This is a genomic window from Rhodobacter capsulatus SB 1003, from assembly GCF_000021865.1.
Classification (GTDB): Bacteria; Pseudomonadota; Alphaproteobacteria; order Rhodobacterales; family Rhodobacteraceae; genus Rhodobacter; species Rhodobacter capsulatus_B.
Genome location: NC_014035.1, coordinates 1 through 20,203, shown reverse-complemented (window position 1 = coordinate 20,203; position 20,203 = coordinate 1). Strand labels below are relative to the sequence as shown.

The 20,203-nt window shown below is 67.3% G+C and carries 25 protein-coding genes and 3 pseudogenes; 16 read left to right on the top strand and 12 right to left on the bottom strand.

The genetic code is table 11. The features are described from left to right. Positions 1-2: 2 nt before the first annotated feature. Entirely contained in the window at positions 3-782 is a 780-nt protein-coding gene (locus tag RCAP_RS17625) for an SDR family oxidoreductase (protein ID WP_013069258.1), read from the bottom strand. Further along, positions 779-1,102: a nuclear transport factor 2 family protein gene (locus tag RCAP_RS17620; protein WP_044033737.1), complete on the bottom strand. Its 324-nt coding sequence runs from the start codon at positions 1,100-1,102 to the stop codon at positions 779-781. Before RCAP_RS17620 ends, RCAP_RS17625 begins: the two co-directional genes overlap by 4 nt. A gap of 101 nt (positions 1,103-1,203) precedes the next feature. Here RCAP_RS17620 and RCAP_RS17615 point away from each other — a divergent pair, with 101 nt between their 5' ends. Further along, positions 1,204-2,094: a LysR substrate-binding domain-containing protein gene (locus tag RCAP_RS17615; RefSeq protein WP_013069256.1), complete on the top strand. Its 891-nt coding sequence runs from the start codon at positions 1,204-1,206 to the stop codon at positions 2,092-2,094. Positions 2,095-2,197: 103 nt separating this feature from the next. After that, the gene (locus RCAP_RS17610; protein WP_013069255.1) at positions 2,198-2,656 is read left to right on the top strand and encodes an NUDIX hydrolase; all 459 of its coding nucleotides are present in this window, start codon (positions 2,198-2,200) and stop codon (positions 2,654-2,656) included. 315 nt (positions 2,657-2,971) lie between these two features. On the opposite strand, the gene RCAP_RS17605 is transcribed toward RCAP_RS17610, so the two are convergent. The 4 genes from RCAP_RS17605 to RCAP_RS17595 are packed head-to-tail and all read right to left on the bottom strand — an operon-like array spanning position 2,972 to position 5,392. After that, the gene (locus RCAP_RS17605) at positions 2,972-3,808 is read right to left on the bottom strand and encodes an NAD-dependent epimerase/dehydratase family protein (RefSeq protein ID WP_013069253.1); all 837 of its coding nucleotides are present in this window, start codon (positions 3,806-3,808) and stop codon (positions 2,972-2,974) included. Continuing rightward, a complete protein-coding gene (locus RCAP_RS19745; RefSeq protein ID WP_013069252.1) occupies positions 3,730-3,996 on the bottom strand; it encodes a hypothetical protein in 267 nt (88 codons plus the stop codon). The genes RCAP_RS17605 and RCAP_RS19745 overlap by 79 nt, the downstream gene beginning before the upstream one ends. Continuing rightward, positions 3,981-4,751 (bottom strand): glucose-1-phosphate cytidylyltransferase, encoded by a 771-nt coding sequence (rfbF, locus tag RCAP_RS17600; RefSeq protein ID WP_013069251.1) that lies wholly within the window; start codon positions 4,749-4,751, stop codon positions 3,981-3,983. Before rfbF ends, RCAP_RS19745 begins: the two co-directional genes overlap by 16 nt. Then, a complete protein-coding gene (locus tag RCAP_RS17595; RefSeq protein ID WP_013069250.1) occupies positions 4,748-5,392 on the bottom strand; it encodes an O-linked N-acetylglucosamine transferase family protein in 645 nt (214 codons plus the stop codon). Before RCAP_RS17595 ends, rfbF begins: the two co-directional genes overlap by 4 nt. A 121-nt stretch (positions 5,393-5,513) precedes the next feature. Between RCAP_RS17595 and RCAP_RS19975 the strand changes: the two are divergent. Then, positions 5,514-5,657, top strand: a pseudogene (locus RCAP_RS19975) (hypothetical protein); the annotation flags it as partial. 8 nt (positions 5,658-5,665) lie between these two features. Here the strand turns inward: RCAP_RS19975 and RCAP_RS17590 are convergent. After that, complete coding sequence (locus RCAP_RS17590) at positions 5,666-6,451, bottom strand: DUF2493 domain-containing protein (RefSeq protein ID WP_080514708.1); 786 nt, start codon at positions 6,449-6,451, stop codon at positions 5,666-5,668. After that, a pseudogene (locus RCAP_RS20205) lies at positions 6,438-6,530 on the bottom strand (DNA repair protein); the annotation flags it as partial. The gene RCAP_RS17590 and the pseudogene RCAP_RS20205, both read right to left, overlap by 14 nt. Between RCAP_RS20205 and RCAP_RS17585 the strand changes: the two are divergent. The 3 genes from RCAP_RS17585 (at position 6,511) to RCAP_RS17575 (ending at position 7,902) form a co-directional block, all read left to right on the top strand. Next, a complete protein-coding gene (locus RCAP_RS17585; RefSeq protein WP_013069247.1) occupies positions 6,511-7,182 on the top strand; it encodes a hypothetical protein in 672 nt (223 codons plus the stop codon). The pseudogene RCAP_RS20205 and the gene RCAP_RS17585 overlap by 20 nt on opposite strands. A gap of 2 nt (positions 7,183-7,184) precedes the next feature. Further along, positions 7,185-7,529, top strand: a complete 345-nt coding sequence (locus RCAP_RS17580; protein ID WP_013069246.1) for a hypothetical protein — start codon at positions 7,185-7,187, stop codon at positions 7,527-7,529. Between the two features lie 61 nt (positions 7,530-7,590). Next, the gene (locus RCAP_RS17575) at positions 7,591-7,902 is read left to right on the top strand and encodes a hypothetical protein (RefSeq protein ID WP_023925859.1); all 312 of its coding nucleotides are present in this window, start codon (positions 7,591-7,593) and stop codon (positions 7,900-7,902) included. Positions 7,903-7,974: 72 nt separating this feature from the next. On the opposite strand, the pseudogene RCAP_RS17570 reads toward RCAP_RS17575, so the two are convergent. Together RCAP_RS17570 and RCAP_RS17565 are read right to left on the bottom strand one after the other, a co-directional pair. Continuing rightward, positions 7,975-8,336: pseudogene (locus tag RCAP_RS17570) on the bottom strand (single-stranded DNA-binding protein). A gap of 272 nt (positions 8,337-8,608) precedes the next feature. After that, the gene (locus RCAP_RS17565; RefSeq protein WP_013069243.1) at positions 8,609-9,391 is read right to left on the bottom strand and encodes an alpha/beta fold hydrolase; all 783 of its coding nucleotides are present in this window, start codon (positions 9,389-9,391) and stop codon (positions 8,609-8,611) included. 136 nt (positions 9,392-9,527) lie between these two features. Here RCAP_RS17565 and RCAP_RS17560 point away from each other — a divergent pair, with 136 nt between their 5' ends. The 6 genes from RCAP_RS17560 (at position 9,528) to RCAP_RS17540 (ending at position 15,034) form a co-directional block, all read left to right on the top strand. Further along, positions 9,528-10,646, top strand: a complete 1,119-nt coding sequence (locus RCAP_RS17560) for a helix-turn-helix transcriptional regulator (RefSeq protein WP_013069242.1) — start codon at positions 9,528-9,530, stop codon at positions 10,644-10,646. A gap of 29 nt (positions 10,647-10,675) precedes the next feature. Then, positions 10,676-11,701, top strand: coding sequence for an alpha/beta hydrolase family protein (locus RCAP_RS17555; RefSeq protein WP_013069241.1), 1,026 nt, complete (start codon positions 10,676-10,678; stop codon positions 11,699-11,701). A gap of 48 nt (positions 11,702-11,749) precedes the next feature. Then, on the top strand, positions 11,750-11,896 hold the full coding sequence (locus RCAP_RS19740; RefSeq protein WP_013069240.1) for a hypothetical protein: 147 nt from the start codon (positions 11,750-11,752) through the stop codon (positions 11,894-11,896). A 192-nt stretch (positions 11,897-12,088) separates the two neighbouring features. After that, positions 12,089-13,138 (top strand): LacI family DNA-binding transcriptional regulator, encoded by a 1,050-nt coding sequence (locus RCAP_RS17550; protein WP_013069239.1) that lies wholly within the window; start codon positions 12,089-12,091, stop codon positions 13,136-13,138. A 169-nt stretch (positions 13,139-13,307) separates the two neighbouring features. After that, positions 13,308-14,174 (top strand): sugar phosphate isomerase/epimerase family protein, encoded by an 867-nt coding sequence (locus RCAP_RS17545; RefSeq protein ID WP_013069238.1) that lies wholly within the window; start codon positions 13,308-13,310, stop codon positions 14,172-14,174. Further along, the gene (locus RCAP_RS17540) at positions 14,171-15,034 is read left to right on the top strand and encodes a PfkB family carbohydrate kinase (RefSeq protein ID WP_013069237.1); all 864 of its coding nucleotides are present in this window, start codon (positions 14,171-14,173) and stop codon (positions 15,032-15,034) included. Before RCAP_RS17545 ends, RCAP_RS17540 begins: the two co-directional genes overlap by 4 nt. Positions 15,035-15,056: 22 nt before the next feature. On the opposite strand, the gene RCAP_RS17535 is transcribed toward RCAP_RS17540, so the two are convergent. Both RCAP_RS17535 and RCAP_RS17530 read right to left on the bottom strand, forming a co-directional pair. Then, complete coding sequence (locus tag RCAP_RS17535; protein ID WP_013069236.1) at positions 15,057-15,782, bottom strand: GntR family transcriptional regulator; 726 nt, start codon at positions 15,780-15,782, stop codon at positions 15,057-15,059. Positions 15,783-15,802: 20 nt separating this feature from the next. After that, positions 15,803-16,801 (bottom strand): asparaginase, encoded by a 999-nt coding sequence (locus RCAP_RS17530; protein WP_050759997.1) that lies wholly within the window; start codon positions 16,799-16,801, stop codon positions 15,803-15,805. 241 nt (positions 16,802-17,042) lie between these two features. Between RCAP_RS17530 and RCAP_RS17525 the strand changes: the two genes are divergently transcribed. Genes RCAP_RS17525 through RCAP_RS17510 form a run of 4 tightly spaced genes read left to right on the top strand, consistent with a single transcriptional unit; the run spans position 17,043 to position 20,143 of the window. Next, a complete protein-coding gene (locus RCAP_RS17525) occupies positions 17,043-17,783 on the top strand; it encodes an amino acid ABC transporter ATP-binding protein (protein WP_013069234.1) in 741 nt (246 codons plus the stop codon). A 57-nt stretch (positions 17,784-17,840) separates the two neighbouring features. Next, complete coding sequence (locus RCAP_RS17520) at positions 17,841-18,677, top strand: transporter substrate-binding domain-containing protein (protein WP_013069233.1); 837 nt, start codon at positions 17,841-17,843, stop codon at positions 18,675-18,677. Between the two features lie 60 nt (positions 18,678-18,737). Then, entirely contained in the window at positions 18,738-19,406 is a 669-nt protein-coding gene (locus RCAP_RS17515) for an amino acid ABC transporter permease (RefSeq protein ID WP_013069232.1), read from the top strand. 5 nt (positions 19,407-19,411) lie between these two features. Continuing rightward, positions 19,412-20,143 (top strand): amino acid ABC transporter permease, encoded by a 732-nt coding sequence (locus RCAP_RS17510; RefSeq protein WP_013069231.1) that lies wholly within the window; start codon positions 19,412-19,414, stop codon positions 20,141-20,143. Positions 20,144-20,203 lie beyond the last annotated feature (60 nt).

Here is a 20,203-nt window from a genome sequence, read left to right as displayed (position 1 = left end):
TCTCAGGCCGTCGGCACCGTGCCCCCGTCGATCACATGTTCCGTCCCGGTGATGCTGCTGGCGCGGTCCGAGGCGAGGAAGGCGATCAGGCTTGCAATCTCCTCCGGGGTCGAGGGGCGGCCCAGCGGGATGCCGCCGAGGCTGTCCATGATCATCCGCTTGCCGCCCTCAAGGTCGGTGCCCGCGGCCTCCGCCAGCCGCCCGGCCAGCCGGATCGACGCCGCGGTGGCAATCCAGCCCGGCGCCACGCGCAGCACGCGCAGCCCCGCGGGCGCCACCTCCTTCGACAGGCTCTTGCTGTAGACCGACAGCGCGGCCTTGGCGGCGGCATAGGCGGTGGTGGCGGCGGGCAGCGGCATCAGCCGCTGGATCGAGGTGACATGCACCACCACCCCCGCCCGCTGCGCCACCATGCCGGGCAGAAGCGCGCGGTCAAGCCGCACCGCGGGCATCAGGTTCAGGTTCAGCTCGGCCTGCCATTCGGCCTCGCCCAGGGCGGCAAAGCCGCCGCCCGGCGCGGTGGACCCGCCCAGCATGTGGACCAGAACATCCACCCCGCCCATGCGGTCCTGCACCGCCCTGGCGACCCTCTCGCAGCCCTGAACCGTGCTCAGGTCGGCGGCGACGAACATCGCCTCCGGCAGGGTCTCGGGTCGGTTGCGGGCAGTGGTCAGCACCTGCGCGCCAAGATCGCGAAACAGCGCCACGGTGGCCGCGCCTGCGCCCTGGGTGCCGCCGGTGATCAGGGCGCGTTTGCCCCGCAGGTTAAGAAAGCCGGTCATCCGCCGATCCTCAGATCGCGGATGCGCTCCCCCGTCAGGCCGAAGCGGAAGCGCAAGACCACCGGGTTGCCCGGAAAATCGCCGCTGACACGGGCGCGGACCACGGTCTTGTCGCCCTCCTCGGTGATCTCCAGCGGTTCGGCGCTGTGGCGGTATTTCGCCTTGGTGGCCAGCCACCACTGCCGGATCGCCTCGGGGCCGTGATGGCGGGCGCCCTCGTCCTCGACGGTGGCCTCGGGGGCAAAGGCCGCCGCAAAGGCCGCGGCCTCCTGCGGTGCCTGCGCGGTGAAATAGGTCCGGATCGGGGCGGGAAGGGGGATCATCGGGGGCTCCTGTGCTGTCTGACCGCAGCATAAGCCTCGACGCGCCGCCCGATAATCGGGATAATCCAGCATCTGCTGATGACAGAATCGGGACAATCATGGAGGCCGGGCTCAAGGCGCTGGAGGCGGTGCAGGCGATCGCGCGGCGTGGGTCGTTCCGCGCGGCGGCGCTGGATCTGGGGCTGTCCACCACGGCGCTGTCGCAGACCATCGCGCGGCTGGAGGCAAATCTGGGCGTGCGGCTGTTCAACCGCACCACCCGCAGCGTGTCGCTGACCGAGGCCGGGCGCGATTTCGCCGCCCGCACTGCCCCCGCGCTGGCCGAGATCCGCGCCGCGATGGAGAGGGTCCGGGCGCAGCGCGACACCCCCTCGGGGCGGCTGCGGATCAATGCTTCGGCGCAGGGCGGGCGGGCCGTGGCGCCCCTGGTGCTGGAGTTCCTGAACAGCCACCCGCAGATGCAGGTCGATCTGGTGACCGAGGGGCGGCTGGTCGATATCGTCGCCGAGGGCTTCGATCTGGGCATCCGCCCCGCCGATCTGGTGCCGCGCGACATGATCGCGCTGCCGCTGGGCGCCCCCGCGCGCCATGCCGTGGTGGCGGCGCCCGGCTGGCTGGCGCGGCATCCCTCCCCGCTCTCGCCCGCCGATCTGGACCCCGACCATTGCCTGCGCGTGCGTCTGCCCAATGGTGCGCTGCTGCGCTGGCCGTTCGAAAAGGACGGCCGGGCGCTGCCCTTCGAGGCCCGGGGTCGGCTGACGGTGGATGACCCCGCCATCGCCCGCGCCGCGGTGCTCGACGGCGCAGGCATCGGCTATTTCATCGAAGCGGATGTGGCCGAGGACATCGCCGCCGGGCGGATGGTGCGGCTGCTGGCGGATTGGACGCCGAACCGCCCCGGCTTCAGCCTTTATTACCCCGGGCGGCGCAATGCTTCGGCCGGGTTCACGGCCTTCCTCGCCCTGGCGCGGCAGCGCGCGGGGGCATGACCGCCGCGGTGCCCCCCTTGTCATTCCTGACCGCTTGCGCCTCTATGCCAGCGGCCCTTTTCCGTCGGGGCAGGTTCGGACCAGTCTTTGCCAGAGGGTTTGCATGTCAGCGGACAAGACCAGCCTTTCGTCGGCGCAAGCGGCGGCCCGCCCGATCGTCGCGACGATCGCAACGGTTTTCAGGGACGGCCATGTGCTGCTCGTGCGCCGCGCAAATCCGCCGGATGCCGGCACATGGGGCTTTCCCGGCGGCAAGGTGGAGCTTGGGGAACCCCTTGAAAAGGCAGCGCTTCGCGAGCTTTTCGAAGAAACCGGCATCGAAGCGCGGGCCGAGCGGGTCTTCACCGCGCTCGATGCTTTCGACCGGGACGAGGCCGGAGCCCTGCGCCATCATCATGTCCTGGTGGCCGTCCTCTGTTCCTGGGTTTCCGGCGAGCCGGTGGCCGGGGATGATGCTCTGGAAGCCCGCTGGTTCCCGCTCCATGCGCTGGAGGCAGGGGATCTTGCGCTGAGCCGCGATGTCGCGAAACTCGCCCGACAGGGGGCCGAAATCGCCACTTGAGCTTGGTCATCGTCCCCGCCGGGTGATCGCGTCGCGGCTCTGGCAGGCGTCGGGCAGCGCCGTCCCCCAGTAGAGCTGCGACACGATACAGTATCGCGCGTCCCGGCCCTCAGCCGACGGTCGCATCATTGACCGCCATGCTTCGAACCGGCCCTTCGAGCGAACCGCGGCAACGGGGCCGAGCAGCCGCTCGTGCGGGGCGCGGCGGAAGGCTTCGCGCAGGTATGACGGTGGGCTGACGCCTGTAATGGTGCCGAGTCGGCGGCGCACCAAACCGTGAAAGCCGCCGTTCGAAGGTGTCTAAGCTGCCCTTGATCAAGCCGCGCCGATTTCGCGGCGGACATGTTCGGTCAGGGCTTGCAACGGGTGCTCCGGTTTCAAACCGCTCACGGCGGCCAGAGCGGCAAAGTGCGGGGTGAGTTCCGCCGGATCCTGCGGGCCGGGCGTATGCGACAACCTCAAGAGGTCGGGCCTGCCCGCCGCCTCGGCGATGATCCGTGCCAGCGCGCCCAGGCTGCGGGACTGCCCCGATCCTATGTCGAATGCCCCGGTTGCGCCGCTGTCCATCAGCCCGACAAGGGCGCGGGCGACATGCGCGCTGGAGGCGAAATCGCGGATCAGACCCGCGGCGCGCACCTCGGCCGGGCGGCCTTCGCGAGCCGCGTCGATGAGCGAAGGGACCAAGCGGCGGCGGTCTTCGCCGGGACCGTAAAGGTGAAAGAGCCGCGCCCAGATCAGCCTCGGCCCGCAGATCCGGCCAAGCTCCTCATGCAAGGATGCTTTTGCCTGACCATAAGGCGTGATCGGCGCGACAAGACGGACCGCGGCCAGCGCACTGGGCGCGAGCGGATCGTATTCGGCACAGGTTCCCAGCGCGAGCACCCGCTCTCCGCCCGCCGCAAGAAACTCGCGCGCCAGATCGCAGGACACCCTGCGCCACAGATCATTCGCGGGCGCGGTCCAGAACGCGCCGTGCTCGATCTCCCAGGCGCAATGCAGAAGCTGCTTGGCCGGGGACCCCGCCAGCAGGCGGGCGCGCTCGGCGCCCTCGCGCAGATCGGCCGTGTGCCAGATCACGCCGGGTTGCGCGGAGCCGGGGGAACGGGCGGTCGCGTGAACGGGAATGCCGCGCGCGACCAGTTCGGCCAGCACTGCCCGACCGCCAGCGCCGCAAAGGCCGAAGGCCCGGGCGCCGGGTCGAGCGCCAGCCCCGTCACCTCTGCACCCAGCAGGGTCAGCATCCGTGCGGCCCAAGCGCCCTTGAAGCCGGTGTGGCCGGTCAACAGCACCCGCTTCCCGGCCCAGACCCCCGGATCAGGCCGCCTTACCAGATCTTCCACGGTGCCGCCCCCCCGTCCCAAAGTGCCTGCAGATGGTCGCGGTCGCGCAGCGTGTCCATCGGTTGCCAGAAACCGCGATGGTCAAAGGCGCGCAATTCGCCATCGCGCGCAAGGCCCTTGAGCAGCTCCTGTTCAAAGACCGTCGCATCGCCTTCGATCCGGTCAAGTACCGACGGCGACAGCACGAAAAAGCCGCCGTTGATCGTGCCGCCATCGCCTGCGGGCTTTTCGACAAAGGCCGAAACCCGGTCGCCTTGCCGGTCGAGCGCGCCGAAGCGGCCCGGCGGCACTACCGCCGTCACGGTCGCAGCCTTGCCATGGGCGCGGTGAAAAGCGATCGCGGCGGTGATATGGACATCGCCGAGACCGTCGCCATAGGTCAGGCAAAAGGCATCGTCGTCACGCAGAAGATGCCCCACCCGTTTCAGCCGCCCGCCGGTCTGGGTGTCTTCGCCAGTGTCGATCAGATGGATCTTCCACGGCTCGGACGCCGGGCGCAGCATCTCGACGACGCCCGAGGCGAGATCGACCGTCAGATCCGACGAGAGCCGCGCGGAGTTCAGGAAGTAGTCCTTGATCTGCCAGCCGCGATAGCCAAGGCAGAGCACGAACTCGTTCACCCCATGCGCGGCATAGATCTTCAGGATGTGCCACAGGATCGGCTGCCCGCCGATGTCCACCATCGGTTTCGGCCGCCGCCCGGTTTCTTCGGAAAGCCGCGTTCCACGTCCCCCCGCAAGGATCACGGCTTTCATTGGCTGGCCACCTTTCGCGCAAGGTCATAGAAGTTCTTCGTGAACCGCGCGGGCTGGCCAAGCGGATTGGCCGCGATCTGCGCCCGCGCACCGGCCCGCAGCGCCGCACGGCGCGCCGGATCGGCAGCCAGTTCCGCCGCCTTGGCGACATAATCGGCGACCGAGCGCACGGCCAGATCGCCAAGCCCCGCATTCGACAGGTTCGAACAGCTCAGCCGTTCGGCAAAGCCCGGGCCGATCAGGCTGACAGTCGGCACCCCCATCCAGAGCGCCTCGCAGGTCGTCGTGCCACCGACATGCGGCAGGGTATCAAGGGCAATGTCGATCTCGTTGTAATGGCGCATGTGATCGCCACGCACGCCGATGAAATCAAGCCGGTCGGGGTCGACATCGCGGCGCGCGAATGCCGCGCGGGCATTGGCGCGGAAACTCTCGACGCCGCCTTCGGGGCGCAGGAAAACGAAGCGCGATCCGAGGACAGTGCGCAGCACCGCAGCCCAGGCATCCAGACAGGCGGGCGTGTATTTATAGGGGTTGTTCGCAGTGCCAAAGGTCAGATGCCCCTTGCGAGACTGCGGCGTGCGTTCGGCAATCTCATGGGGCGCAAACATCCGCGACAGGCTGACCCAGGTTTCGGGCATCTCGAAGGGACGTTCGATCAGCAGGCGCGGGTCTTCGGGGCGCAGGTAGGGATCGGTCAGGATCAGGTCGATCTGTTCCAGCCCGGCCGAATGCGGATATCAAAAGCGCGACAAGGTGGCGATGGTGGTGTTTCGGCACCGCAGCGCCGAAGTGGTGCTGCCGCCGACCGGCTCGGTCGATCGCGCGGCACGGCTGCTGGCCGAGCTCGAGGTGGGCGGCCGCACGCCGCTGACCCAGGGGCTTGGCGAAGCGGCCAATGTGCTGCGTCAGGTTCAGCGCAGGGACCCGAATGTCCTGCCGCTGGTCATCGTGATGACCGACGGCCGCGCCAATGCCGGGCTTGGCACCGCCCCCCCGCATGAAGAGGCGCTGCAGGCCGCGGCGGGGCTGCCCCCGTGCAGAAGCACCATGTCGGGATGCTTGGTCCGGACCTGATCGAGCTTGCCCCAGATCAGGTGGTGATCGTTGAAATCGGTCCCGCCGGTGAGGGCAACCTTGGGGCCCACGGGCAGCATCACCTCGGTTTCCGCGCGGCGCTTGGCGGCCAGGAAATCGCGGCTGTCGATCAGCGCTGCGGTCATGTGCCGGCGGTTCACCATCGAGCCGGGGCGGGGCCGCCAGGTCGATCCCGTGTGATGAGAGAATTCGGTCGCGGCGTGATCGCGCATCATGTCCATGCAGTTGCGCCGCTCGATGGGGGTCAGGCCTTCCGCCGTCAGGCGCTCGAGTTCGGTCGACTTCACCTCGGAGCCGTCTTGCTCGCGCTGAAGGCGGCGCTGCGCCTGCTCGTTCTCGTCAAGCGACCGCTCGATCCGGGCGGTGGCGCGGTGGAAGAGGTTGACCTGGCCCCAGAGCACCTCTTCGAGGTCGGGTTCCATGCGGGTGTCCTCGAGAGTGGCGACGAGGGCGTCGAAGATGTCGGCGACGGCAACCGCAAGGCGCTGCGCATCGGGCATCGGGCGCGGATCGGGTTCGTCGAAGGGGCGGTAGCCGTAGAGCTGCAGCTCTTCGAGCGCATGGGCGGTCTGGGAAACGGTGTGGGCGGGTGAGCGCGCAATAGTCGAGCAGCGCTTGCCAGCTGCCGATGACCGGGTTCTGGCTGAGGTATCGGCCAAGGATGTCCCGGGCCTCGAGGATCGTCGAAGGGGATCCTGCCGCCCAACTTGCCCTCGGAGACTTCGTGCAGCAAGCCTACAACGCATTCGCGGAAAGCCGGTTGCGGCGGCAGCACGGCACAATTGCCCAAGGTTGGGTCAAGGTTTTCCCGGAACTCACTGGCGGCGAGCGCCGGTTGGGTGAACTTCCCGGCTTCACGCCGGAACGCATCGACCAGTGGCTGGAAACCTATCCGGCCGAGACCCTTGGTCTGCCGAACCACACGGGTTCGCTGCCCGTCGAGGATCCTGACGGTAACATCATCTCCACGCCGATCCCGGATGAAGCGGGGCCGAACATTGTCGAGGCACGTCGGGATGAGGCGTTCACCACCCCTGGCGGGAATACGATTGACGACCACGGCGGCAAGGGCGACGGGCTGGAATACGTCACAGGAAAAGGGCACACTGCCGGGCAAATCGATGAAATCATCGCCAATCCCCGGCCCGATCTTAGCGGAATCGTCGCCGGACGTGGTCGATACAAGGGCCAGGAGATGACCTTGTTGACCGGTCAGGATGGGTATTGGGTTCTTTTGAGCCCGGAGGGGCGCGTCGTCGCTGTAAGCAATCGGAACCGCCCCCTTTGGGAAACGGAAAATGAACCAGACCCGATCATCAGGCCATTGGAGTGAACATGCGCGACGAGTTTGAAAAGATGCTGGAGCAACTCGAAGCTGGCAAATTCGTGTATGTTGAGCCGTCGAGCGTAATGCTCGAGTTCAACGAATATATGGCATCCCGGGGCTACAGCGTTGCGCGACTGGAGGTCGTCAGAGTTCAGGGCGGCAGTCGAACCGGGCGCACCTTCGAGTACGATTTCCTGGCAAACGCGGGCCCGGGCTACGAGGAAGAATGGCAGATATTTCTCGATCCACAGCGATCTGCCGCGAATATCCGCGACATCGTGCGCCGCGCGTCGAGCGAGGGCGGGGAATACCAATACCTGGTGTGGGCAGAGGTGCCACCGTCCAAGGGGTGACCGGTGTTCCCACCGGATAAAGAAAAACCAAGGTCTGGGACGGCATCATACGGTGATTTCGATGGCGATATTTTACAACGCCTATTCCGATCTAGACCTACCTGACCTCATGCAGCGACTGGACGCAGCAGCGAGGAGTGCCGGTGACGTCTGGGAGGCTTGGAGCGCAAGTGACGACCTGGGGCCGTTCCATCTGGAAATCATGGCCGAGTATGGTGTTGGAGAGGGCTTCAAGAGCGAATGTTTCACACGACACTCGAAAGACCATACCGTGCAGGCCCGAGAGGCCATGCTTGCCTTCTTCGAGTCCTTTCCAGGACGAAAGCTGCTCTTGAATGGCGATGTCCTCGTCGCCTTCCACCCGGAGCAGTGAATTGGCAACTAAAAAACTAATGCCGCGAACCCGGCGGGTTTCCCCGCCGGGCCCGAGGGGGAGACCCCGTTCTCAGAACGGGATCTCGTCGTCGCGATCGATGAACTCGGGGTTTTCGTTCTCGGCCGCTTTCGGGCGGCTTGAGGCAAGTCGACCTTCTCGGCGATGATCTCGCAGCTGTAGCGGTCGTTCCCCATGCTGTCGGTCCACTTGATGTAGTGGATGCGGCCGTGGACGAGGACCTTCATGCCCTTTTCGCAATGCTCCGCGACCGTCTTGCCGAGACCGTTGAAGCAGGTGATGCGGTGCCATTCCGTGTCCATGATCCGGTAGCCATTCTCGTCGCGCAGGACGCGACCTTCCGAGAGGCGGGGGCGCGAGGTGGCGAGGCTGAAGTTGGTGATCTTGGTGCCCGCGCCTTTGGTGGTGCGGATTTCGGGGGCCTGTAGCTTAAATCACCCGGAAACCTGTCCAAGGATCGGGGAGTAGCTCAGGCATTTGCCAATGCCCTCTTCCGCAAAGCAGTCATTTTTCCATGGTGAGAACCCGCTTTTATAACTCGCCTTGCGGGCAGATCGGGATTCAATTTCGACTTTGACTGCGGTTGCCTCCCATCGCCCGGCTCCTCACCAAACAGCCTGTCACCTGTACCATTCAGCGGCCGAAGTCCGGACGAATATCACTCCGCGCTTCCGGTCCGGCGATGCTATCTTCCAACCGCCGCGATGGCGGCCGTGACTTGCTCGGGGGCAGAGGTCTGGATGTAATGGCCGCTTGCAACCGGGATCACACTGGTCTGGCGGAAATCCGAGGCAAAAGCCTCGGCATGCGCGGCCCAGACCCCGCGCCAGCGCGGATCCTCGCCAAGACCTGCCTTTTCGGCCAAAAGGATCGTCAGCGGAATGTCGCGCAGGGCGCCAAGGTCGCGCAGCGCCGTCTCGGTCTCGGGAACCCCGCCCAACTCGAGCCGCTCGACATTCGTAAGCGTCAGGCGCAACAGCGGCGGGATTTCGCAGCCGCGCAGCTGCTCGGCCTTGCAGCGCGCGGTGAACCCCGGCAGGCGCGGATCGACAAGGACGATGCCCTTGACCTGATCGGGATGGCTGCGGGCGAAATCAAGCACGTAAAGCGCGCCGAGCGAATGGCCGACAAGGATATAGGGCGGCCTTGCCTGCACCCGGGTCAGGGCCGCCTCCAGCTGGGCTGTCACCTCGGCCCCGGTGCGGCGGCCATCGGCATCGCCTGGCCAGGATTGACCGGCGACCAGATCGGCGCCGAGCCCATATCCCGCCCGTGTCCAGGCAAATCGCCCAAGGCCGGGGGGCATGTCGACGCGGTCCCAGACGGTGGCAGTATCGCCAAGGCCCGCTTCGAAGATCACCGTCGGGCCTTTGGCATGGGTGACTTCGGGCCCGGGCGGGGCACAGGCGAAAAGCAGCGGCACAAGAAGCGCTGCGTGAAGCAGGGGGGCGCGAAAAAGGGCTGTCATGGGACCTCCGGGCTGGATGTGCCGCGATCTTCGGCGGATCCGGCGCGCAGGGCGACCGATCCAAAGGGGCCGGACGCCGGGCCGCGCTTGCACCCGGTCCGACTTCCCCGCATTCTGCCTTGGCGCGGGGGAACGGATGGCGGGAATTTTCGCGGGAATGGCGGCGATGGCTGCGCTGGCTATCTGGTTGCGGGGGCGTGGCGCAGATGCGCGGCTGACCCCGGCTGTGGGATGTCTTGCGCTTTTTGCGCTGGGGCTGGCGGTGTTTCTGGGGCTTGACGGCGGCCCCTGGGAGGATTGGCAGGTGCTGGTTCTGCCGCTGTTGCCGATCCTCCTTGCCCAACACGTCCGCAGCTTGGCGGGGCCTGCACGCTGGCCACGGATCGAGGCCGCGCTGGCGGCAAGCGGAGGTCTGTGTCTGCCTTTCCTTCTGTTGCCCGCCGCGGCCCGCGCCGCGATCGAGGCGGGACAGGTGCCGACGCTTGCACCGGGCTGGCTGCTGGCGGCTCTGGCCGGGGTCGGGCTTTACTGGCTCGCCCTTTGCCTTGGAACGGCTCTGGCCGGGATCGGCATCCTGCGCGCGCTGCGCCGTCACGCCAAGGCGTTGGCGCAGATCATCGCCGCGCCGCCCACGCCCCGGCTCAGCGGTGTTGCCCTGCTGGGCGCCTGTCTTGTCGCGCTGTTCGCGATCCAGCTTCTGGACCTTCTGTCGCTCGGGCGGGTGCTGATCGGGCCGCTCTCGGACCTGTTCCTGTTCGCGCTGATCCTTGGGACGGCGCTGCACGGGCTGACCTTGAAGATGCACTGGCCCGACTGGGCCGATGCGGTGATCGCCGCCACCGAGGTTCCTGCGGCGCCGCCAAGCTACGCCCGTTCGGGGCTTGATCCCGAGGCGATGGCGCAGCTTTTGACCCGGATCGACGCGGCGATGCGGCGCGACAGCCTGTGGCGTGCCCCGGGCCTCTCGCTGGCCGATCTGGCCGAGGCCGCCCGGGCGAAGCCCTTCTACGTCAGTCAGGCGCTCAATCAGGGGCGGGCCGAAAGCTTTTACGACTACGTCAACGGCTGGCGGGTGAGCGAGGCACAGGCGCTGTTGCGCGCGACCGATCACACCGTGCTCGACATCGCCCATGCCACAGGGTTCAACGCCAAATCCACCTTCAATGCGGCGTTTCTCAAGCGCACGGGCATGACGCCCAGTGCCTGGCGGGCGTCCGGCCCCATCGGCCCGGTCGCAAAGGGCGCGCAAGGCTGAGAGATCCGGGCAAAACCCCGGAGGCTTTCATGACCCGTCGTTCCTTTCTTGTCCTTCTGGGCGTCTTGCCGCTGATGGCCTGCCTGCGGCCGCAAGATCCCCGCTTCCGCCCCGATCCGCATCGCAGCCTGCACATCGCTGGACCTGCAGGCGTGCTGGCGGGTGACCTGGTGCTGCCCGCAGGCCCCGGTCCCTTTCCCGCCGTGCTGTTGCTGGCGGGCTCGGGGCCGCAGGACCGCGACGAGCATGTGGCGGGGCATCGGCCCTTCCTCGTGCTGTCAGATGCGCTGGCCCGGGCGGGGATTGCCAGCCTGCGTTATGACAAACGCGGGGTGGGCGGAAGCGCCGGCGATTTCGCCACCGCCACGATTTCGGATTTCGCCCGTGACGCCGGGGCGGCCTTCGACGCCCTTGCTGCAAGGCCCGAGATCGACCCGGCGCGCATCGCGATCCTTGGCCATTCCGAAGGCGGGCTGACCGCGCCCCTTGCCGCGCGCGGGCGCAAGGTGGCGGCTTTGGTGCTTCTGGCCGGTCCCGCAGTGCCGATGGAACAGGTGCTGCGCCATCAGACCCGCGCCATCGCCGCGCTGCAAGGCGCCCCCGCGGACCGGATCGCGGCGCTTGATGAGGCGCTTGCGGCCAGCTTTGCCGCCCTGCGCGCGGCGCCCGACCTTGCCGCGGCCCGCCCCCGGCTCACGGCCGCGCTGGCCCCGTTGCCGCCCGAGGTGCGCAGGACCTATGCCGCCGTTCTGGCCACGCCTTGGGGGTTTGATGCCGCCCGCCCCGATCCGCTGGCCCTGATCGGGGCGTTTGACGGTCCGGTTCTGGCGCTTTACGGCGGCAGCGACACCCAGGTCGATGCGACCGAGAACGCCGCCGCCCTGCGCGATCTGGCCCGGACAGCTGGGATGCAGGTCGACGTCATGGCGGGTCTGAACCATTTGTTCCAAGCAGATCCGACCGGCGATCCGCAAAATTACGCCCGCATCCCGCAGACATTGGCCCCCGAAGTTCCCGCCCGGATCGTCGCGTTTCTGCGCCGCGCCGCAGGCTGACAGGGCGCATTCCCGCGAGACCGACTTCTGACCCTGAAAGGAGCCTCCATGTCCCCCGCCGCATCGGCCGCCTACATCGCCGAACTGCGCCAGCAGATCGCGATCCTTTCGGAACGCTGCGCGCTTTTCGCCGCCGAACTGGCCGCCGCCCGAGAGGCGCAAAACCCGCCGCCTGACCCATTCATTGCAGGTTGAACCCCACCCAGACCGCCCTGTGCCCCACCCTTCCGGCGGGGTTTTTCTTTGCCTGAAAGGACCACACCCATGCCCGGCAGCACCTCCTCGCGGCGCCGGGACTGTCGGCCTCTGCGCTTGAAAGTTCCGCCGCGGCCCTGTTAGCTGAAGACGCGGCTGCCCGGCAGTTTCGCTCCACCGGAAGAGGCGGCAATGGCCCCCAGAAAAACCGTGACGCTCAAGGATATCGCCGCTGCCGCAAACGTGTCGCGGGCGGCGGCGGCGCGGGCGCTCAACGGCTATGGCTATGTCGGCGCCGCGACGGCCGAGCGGGTGATCGAAATCGCGGCCCAGCTGGGCTATCGCGGCAACCGCGTCGCCCAGGCGCTGCGGGGCGGGCAATTGCCGCTTGTGGGCTTCGTGCCCGGGGACATTCAAAACCCCTTCTTCGCGCAGATCGCCCATGACATCGACGCGCAGCTGCGCCAGAGCCGTCAAAGCCTGCTGATCGCCAGCAGCGCCGAAAGCGTCGCGCAGGAGCGCGACCTGATCGAAAGCTTCCGCGCGCTGAACGTGCGGGGGGTGATCGTCGCCCCCGCCGCAAGTCCGACCCGCCCGCATCTGGAGGCGCTCTTGCACGAGGGCGTGCCGCTGGTGCTGATCGACCGCGCGGTGGAGGGTCTGCCTTGCGACTGTGTCTCGGTCGACAATGCGGGCGGCGCGCGGGCGGCGGTCGGCTGCCTGATCGCGGCCGGACATCGTCGGGTGGCGGTGATCCACGACGATCAGCGGATCGTGACCGCGCGGGACCGACTGGCGGGCTATGCGGGGGCGCTGGCCGATCACGGGATCGCGCTTGATGCGCGGCTGATCGCGGTGGCGCAATCCACTGTCGCGCAGGCGACCGAGGCAACGATCCGGCTCTTCCGCCAACCCGATCCGCCCACCGCGCTGTTCACCCTCGACAGCCTGATGACCAAGGGGGCGCTTTTGGGCCTGCGCGCGCTTGGTCTGTCGGTGCCGCGCGATGTCTCGCTGGTGGGGTTTGACGATTTCGATCTGGCGACCTTCACCGAGCCGCAGATCACGGTTGTCGCGCAGCCGGTCGCGCAGATCGGTCCGCTGGCGGTCCGGATGCTGCTTGAGCGCATGCGCGGCAGCACCGAGCCGCCGCGCCATGTTCAGCTTCCCACCCGGCTGATCCGGCGCGGATCGGTGGCGCCGCCCGGAGGCGGTGCGGCCGCGACGGATTCCGCCTGCTGAGAAATGGCGCAAAAACCTCTTGCCAGACCGGGGCGGCCATGCGTTACATCGATGTGAGATCGGTCTCTCATGCAGTCGACCGATCCTTTCCCAAGACATCCGGGATCGGCGCCGTTCCGGTTCCGGTTGCGGCGGCACCCCCGCTGCGCCCAGACCGAAAGAGATGCAGATGACGACCCCTCCCCCGCGCCTGTCGACCGATCAGCTGATTGGCGCGAATTTCAGCTTTCAGCACTGGCCCCTTGCCGATGTGGCCCGCGCCATGCAGGGCTTTGGCATGACCGAAATCGAGCTTTGGGGCATCGCGCCGCATCTTGATCTGTTTCACGCCGATGCCGCGCGGATCGACGGGGTGCGGCGGGTGTTGGAGGAAACCGGGTTGAAGCTGCGCTGCCTGACGCCCGAACAGGTGCTTTACCCGATCAACATCGCCTCGGGCGACGAGGCCTATCGGCAGGCCAGCATCGCGCGGTTCTGCCGCGCGGCCGAGATCGCGGCGGATCTGGGGGCGCGTCATCTGTTCCTGACCCCCGGGCGAGGCTTTGAATCCGAACCCGCCAGCCGGGCCTGGGACCGCTCGGCCGAGGCGCTGCGGATCATTGCCGCCCATGCCGCCGACCGCGGGCTGCGCTGCCTGCTCGAACCGCTGCAACGGCGCGAAAGCAACATCGCCCACAGCGCCGCCGACCTGCGCCTTCTGCTTGACATGGTGGATGCCGAAACGATGGATGTGGTGCTTGATACGGTGGCGATGGCCTGTGCCGGCGACAGCGTGGCCGATTATGTGCGGCTGTTCGGCGACCGGCTGGCGCATGTGCATCTGGTCGACGGCACCCCCTCGGGCCATCTGATCTGGGGCGAGGGGGTGCTGCCGCTGGCGCAATATCTGCAGGATCTGGCGCAGGCGGGCTATCGCGGTGCGCTGTCCTTCGAACCCTTTGGCGATGGCAGCTATGCGCTCGATCCGATGCGCGCGTGGCGGCACAACATGCAGGCCATCGCGGCCCATCTCGCTCCCGGAAAGGCCCTTGCATGACTGTCGTCTCCGATCTGATCGCCGTGGGCGACAACTGCCTTGATGTCTATCTGACCAAGGGGCACATGGCCGTGGGCGGCAATGCGCTGAACGTCGCGGCGCAATGGCGGCGCAAGGGGCTTGCGGCGCGGTATCTGGGCGTGGTCGGCCCCGATGCCGAGGGCGCGGTGATCCTCGACGCGCTGGCCGGGGTCGGGCTTGATCCGGCCGATGTCGAACGGCGCCCGGGCAATACCGCGGTGACGCTGATCCGCGATCATCATGGCGACCGGCGCTTCCTGCTCGAAGATCTGGGCGTCGGCGATGGCTGGCGGCCCGACGCGGCGCATCAGGCCGCGCTGCAAGCGGCACGCTGGGTGCATCTGGGCACCAATGCCGATCCGGGGCTGCTGCGCTGGCTGCTGGAGGCGGGGGTGGGGTTCAGCATCGATGTCTCCACCCGCCATGCGGATCTGCCGCTTGCGGGCGTGCCCCTCGTCTTCGCCTCGGGCCCCGAGGATCCGGCCGAGCCGATCGAGCCGGTCCTTGCGGCCTTTCGCGCCCGGGGCGCGCGGCGCACGGTGGTGACCTGCGGCAGCCGCGGCGCCTTTTTCGACGACGGCGGCACGGTCTGCAGCGTCGCGGCGCGCAAGATCGCGGTGCGCGACACCTGCGGGGCGGGCGACAGTTTCATCGCGACCTTTCTGGCCGCGCTGATCGGCGCGCACCGCCCGGGGCCGGAGGCCTTGCAGCTGGCCACTCTGGCCGCGGCGGAAACCTGTCAGCACGAGGGCGGTTTTCCGCAGCCGCTCATCCCGATCCCGGTCTGGCTGCTGGACAAATACGCCGATGTGATCGGCGCGGCGGACGGGGGGGCATGAGCCCCCGTCCCGGGCAAGCGGGCTATTTCCGCACGAAGCTGAAGGAAAAGGCCGAGCCGCGGTGATAATCCAGCGCATAGATCACCCGGCTGCCATCGGCGGCATAGCAGATCTCCTCGATCAGCAGCGCCGGGCCGAAAGCCTCGAGCCCATGCATCGCGGCGACCTCGGGCGGCAGCAGCGTCGCCATGACATTCGCGGTCGAGGCCACCGGGTTGCGGTCGAGCTTCGCCAGCAGCCCGACGATCGAGCCGCTCCAGTCCGGGGCGGTTTCGCCGTCCGTCACGATCAGATCGCGCGGCAGCCAGTCGATCGAATAGATCAGCGGTTGCCCGCCGCTGCTGCGCAGCCGTTCGATGCGCAAGGCCGCCGCCCCCTCGGCCAGATCAAGCTTGGCGGCGATCTCGGGCGGGGCGGGCACGGTGGCAAAGCCCAGAACCCGGGTCTGCGCCTTGTAGCCATGGCTGGCCACCATCTGCGAGACGCTTTCGAATTTGGTGATCGGCCGCGCGATGCTCAGGCTGGCCCCCGCCGCCAGAAACCGCCCCTTGCCCTGATGCACGTCGATCACCGCTTCCTGTTCCAGAAGCTTCAGCGCCTCGCGCAGCGTCGGGCGCGACACCTGGAACCGCTCGGCCATCTCCTTTTCGGTGGGCAGCCTGTCGCCGAGGGACAGGTTCAACTCACGGATCATCTCCAAAAGCGCGGTGCGCAGGCGCTCGATGTTGCTTTCCCGAGGCTTTTCCATCTCGTCACTCCTGTTCCGGCTCACCTGAACACATCGGCAATCTGCGGCGGTTTCATCCCGCAGGCCAGCGCCAATTGCAGCATGATCCGCGCCTTTTGCGGGCTCAGAAGACCGGCGGGGAGGAAGCCATGCCCGTCGTTGCGGCTGTTGGGCATCACCATCCCCTGCGCGCGTGAGGCGATGACGACAAGGCCGCCCTCCTCCTTGATCCAGCGCTCCAGCCTGCGCGCCTGCACGCCGGTGGCATAGCCCGGGGCAAAGCCCGCAACGACGATCCCGCGCGCCCCCGCCGCAAGGAAAGCCTCGATCGCCACCGCATCCCCGCCGGTGTGGCACAGCACGATGTCGACCCGCGGCAGCGCGGAGGGATCGGCCGGAACGCGCCAGATCCGCCGCGCCGCGGCCGGGGCACGATGAAAACGCACGGTCTCGCCCGTCACCAACCCCACCGGTCCCAGCACCGGCGCGCGGAACGTGTCGAGCCCGAAGTTCAGCGTCTTCGTCACCTCGGCGGGCAGGTGGATCTCGCCATGGGTGACGACCAGCACGCCATGCGCCCCCGCCTCGGGGCAGGCCGCGACACAGGCGGCCTGAAAGAAATTCATGTAGCCGTCGCTGCCGAGCGCCGAGGCCGGGCGCTGAGCCCCGGTCAGCACCAGCGGCACCGGCAGATCCCAGGTGCAGGACAGGAAGAACGCCGTCTCCTCGAGCGAGCCGGTGCCATGGGTCAGCACGAAACCCGACAGATCGGGCACAGCCTGCAGCATTGCCGTGCAGAGCCTCCGGATCTCCTGCCATTGCGGCGGGCCCATGTCGAAGCTGGGCAGCGGCGTGAAGGGGACGGGATGCAGCGCGAAGCGCGTCTGCATTGGGCCGCAGCGCGCGATCAGCGCCTGCGCGTCAAGACTGCCCGCCTGTCCGTAATCGCAGATCTCGAAGGGATCCAGCGCCAGCGCGGTCAGCGTGCCGCCGCCCGCGATGACGGCGATTCGGGGCAGCGGGGGCGCGTTCCGGGGCATCATCTTGTCCTTTCAATGCCGGGCCGGTCGCGTTTTGCGCCCCGGCCGTCCATGATGTCTGACAAGATACAGGCGTGATTTGCACAAGTCCACCTGATAAAACAACGCAAATACGGGCTTATAGGTGAATATGATCCGTAGATGTATTTTCTGTTGACAGGCGGCGCCCGCATCAAGTTAATACTTGTCAGACAAGTTGGCACAAGCTGACGCAACCGGCTGCAGGGAGATGGCATTGCCAATGACGCGGGCTCTCGGGATCACCTTTGACAAGGTCAACAAGTGGTATGGCCGGATGCATGTCCTGCGCGACGTGAGCTTCTCGGTCGCACCGGGCGAAAAGATCGTGGTCTGCGGCCCTTCGGGGTCGGGCAAGTCGACGATGATCCGCTGCATCAACCGCCTTGAGGAACATCAGTCCGGCACGATCACCGTGAACGGGGTCGAGGTGAACGACCAGCGCCGCAACGTCGATCAGGTCCGCCGTCAGGTCGGCATGGTGTTCCAGAACTTCAATCTTTATCCGCATCTGAGCATCCTGGACAATTGCACCGTCGCGCCGCGCTGGGTGCGCAACATCCCCCGCGCCGAGGCCGAGGAACGGGCGATGCACTATCTGGAGCGGGTCCGCATCCCCGATCAGGCGCACAAATATCCCAGCCAGCTCTCGGGCGGTCAGCAACAGCGCGTCGCCATCGCGCGGTCGCTGTGCATGCAGCCCGAGATCATCCTGTTTGACGAACCGACCAGCGCGCTCGACCCCGAACTGGTGCGCGAGGTGCTCGACACGATGGTCTCGCTGGCCGAAGACGGCATGACGATGATCTGCGTCACCCACGAGATGGGCTTTGCCCGTCAGGTGGCCGACCGGGTGATCTTCATGGACCGCGGCGCCATCGTCGAAAGCGCCGCCCCCGACGACTTCTTTCGCAATCCGCGCGAGGAACGCACGCGGCTGTTCCTCAGCCAGATCCTGCACTGATCCCGCAGAAGGACCGGCAGGCCCCAATCGACCAACCCCAACGGAAAGGTACATCGGATGCTCAACGTCAACACGACCCTCGGCGCGCTGCTGCTGGCGGGGGTGACGGCCCTGTCCGGCGCCGCCCAGGCGCAGGACTTCCCGCCGCTGCCCGCGGCGATCAAGGAGGCGGGCAAGATCCGCATCGGCGTGAAATGCGACAGCCCGCCCTTCGGCGCCTCGGGCCCCGACGGCAAGCCGCTCGGCATCGAGATCGAGATGGCCCGGAAGATCGGCACATTCGCCTTCGGTTCGGAAGCGGGGGCAGAGCTTTCCTGCGTCACCTCCGAGGCGCGGATCCCCTCGCTCAATTCCGGCAAGCTTGACCTCATCCTGGCGACGCTGGGCCGGACCCCGGCGCGGATGGACGTGATCGACTATTCCGACATCTATTTCTGGGGCAGCTCGAACGTGCTCGTTCCGGCCGACAGCCCGGTGAAGACGCTTGCGGACCTGTCGGGCAAGACCGTCATCGTGGTCAAGGGCGCGACGCAGATCAAATGGCTCGAGGCCAACATCCCCGGCATCGAGATCTTGCAGCTGAACACCACCGCCGACGGGGTGCAGGCGCTCAAGCAGGGCCGCGCCGACGGCTTTGTCGGCGACGGCGGGCTGGTCTACACGCTGGCGGGCAATTATCCCGAGACGCGCGTGGTGGAAGAGGGGCTCGACCTGGGCGTGAACGGCATCGGCCTGCGCAAGAACGAGCCCGAGCTGAAGGCCTTTGTCGATGCCGCGCTGGACGAACTGCGCAAGGACGGGTTCTATGAGCGGGTGATCCCCGAATTCGTCAAGGAACCCGCCGTGGCCGAGGTGATGAAACGCGGCTTCCTCGAAGCGCCGCCGCAGCTGTGATCCTCTGCGGGCCGGGGTCTTCTCCGGCCCGCCCGTTCCTTCTCATGCATCGGACCGACGATGAGCTTTCTTGACTGGGCCTATATCCTGAACGCCGGGCCGGACCTGATGCGAGGTCTGGGCATGACGCTGCTGGTCAGCGGCCTGGCGATCCTCCTTTCGCTGACGCTCGGGGCGATCGGCTGCGTGTTGCGCGTCTCGCGGCTGCGGCCCGCGGCCTGGGCGGTGGCGGCCTATGTCGAGTTCATCCGCGGCACGCCCTATCTGGTTCAGATCTTCTTCATCTTCTACGGCCTGCCCAGCCTTGGCGTGAAACTGTCGATCTTCTGGTCGGGCGTGCTGGCGCTGACGGTCTGGGCCAGCGCCTTTCATGTCGAAAGCTTCCGCGCCGGCCTGTCCTCGGTCAGCCGCGACATCCGCAATGCCTCGGCCTCGCTGGGCCTGCGCCCCTGGCAGCATGCGCTTTTGGTGGTGATCCCGATCGCGCTGCGCTCGGCGCTGCCCTCCACGCTCAACACGGTCGTCGGCACGATCAAGAACTCGGCCTATCTGCAGGCGATCGGGCTGGTCGAGCTGACCTTCGTCGCGGTGGACCGGATCGCGCAGGATTTCCGCTCGATCGAGATGTTCCTGTCGATCTGCGTGATCTATCTGGTCGTGATCCTCGGTGTTTCGGCGCTTGGGCGGCGGCTGGAAAAACGCCTCAACCGCCCCTATGCGGCACGGTGACCCCGATGGACCTGATTTACGAATATCGCGTCTTCCTGATCGCGGGGCTGATCGAAACGCTGAAGATGTCGCTCGTCGTGGCGATCGGCGGGACGCTTTGCGCCATTGCGATCAGCGCGGCGGTGCTGGCCAAGACCCGGATCCTGCGCCAGATCGGCTTTGCGCTGATGGAAGTGCTGCGCGATCTGCCGCTGATGGTCACGGTGCTGCTCGTGTATTTCATGCTGCCGATGACCGGGCTCAACCTTGACCCGTTCTGGTCCTGCTGTGCGGCGATCTCGATCTGGGGCGGGGCGAATGGCGCGCAGATCCTGCGGGCGGGGCTGACCTCGGTCAGCGCGGGCCAGCGCGAGACCGCCGCGGCCTTCGGCTTCAGCCCGCTCAAGGGGCTGTTGCTGATCACCCTGCCGCAGGCGATGCCGGTGATCATTCCGCCCTATGTCAGCCTGCTGACGGCGCTGGTGCAGGCGACGTCGCTTGGCGCGGTGGTGGGGGCGCAGGAACTGCTGCGCTCGGGGCAGGTGGTGATCGAACAGACCACGATCCTGCGCGGCGGCAGCCCGGCCTATCTGGTCTACGGCTCGATCCTCGTCGTCTATTTCGCGCTTTGCACGCTGATCTCGCTGATCGGGGGCCGGATCGAACGCCACTTCCTGCGGCCCTATGCGCCCGGCGACGACACCCGGCTGGAGGCACAGGCCCGCGACCTCGGGGCCAGGCTGCAGACGCGGGCCTGACCGTGACCCCCCGCACTTTCCGTTCCGACCTCCCCCTCGCCGGGCGCCCTGCGCCCCGCG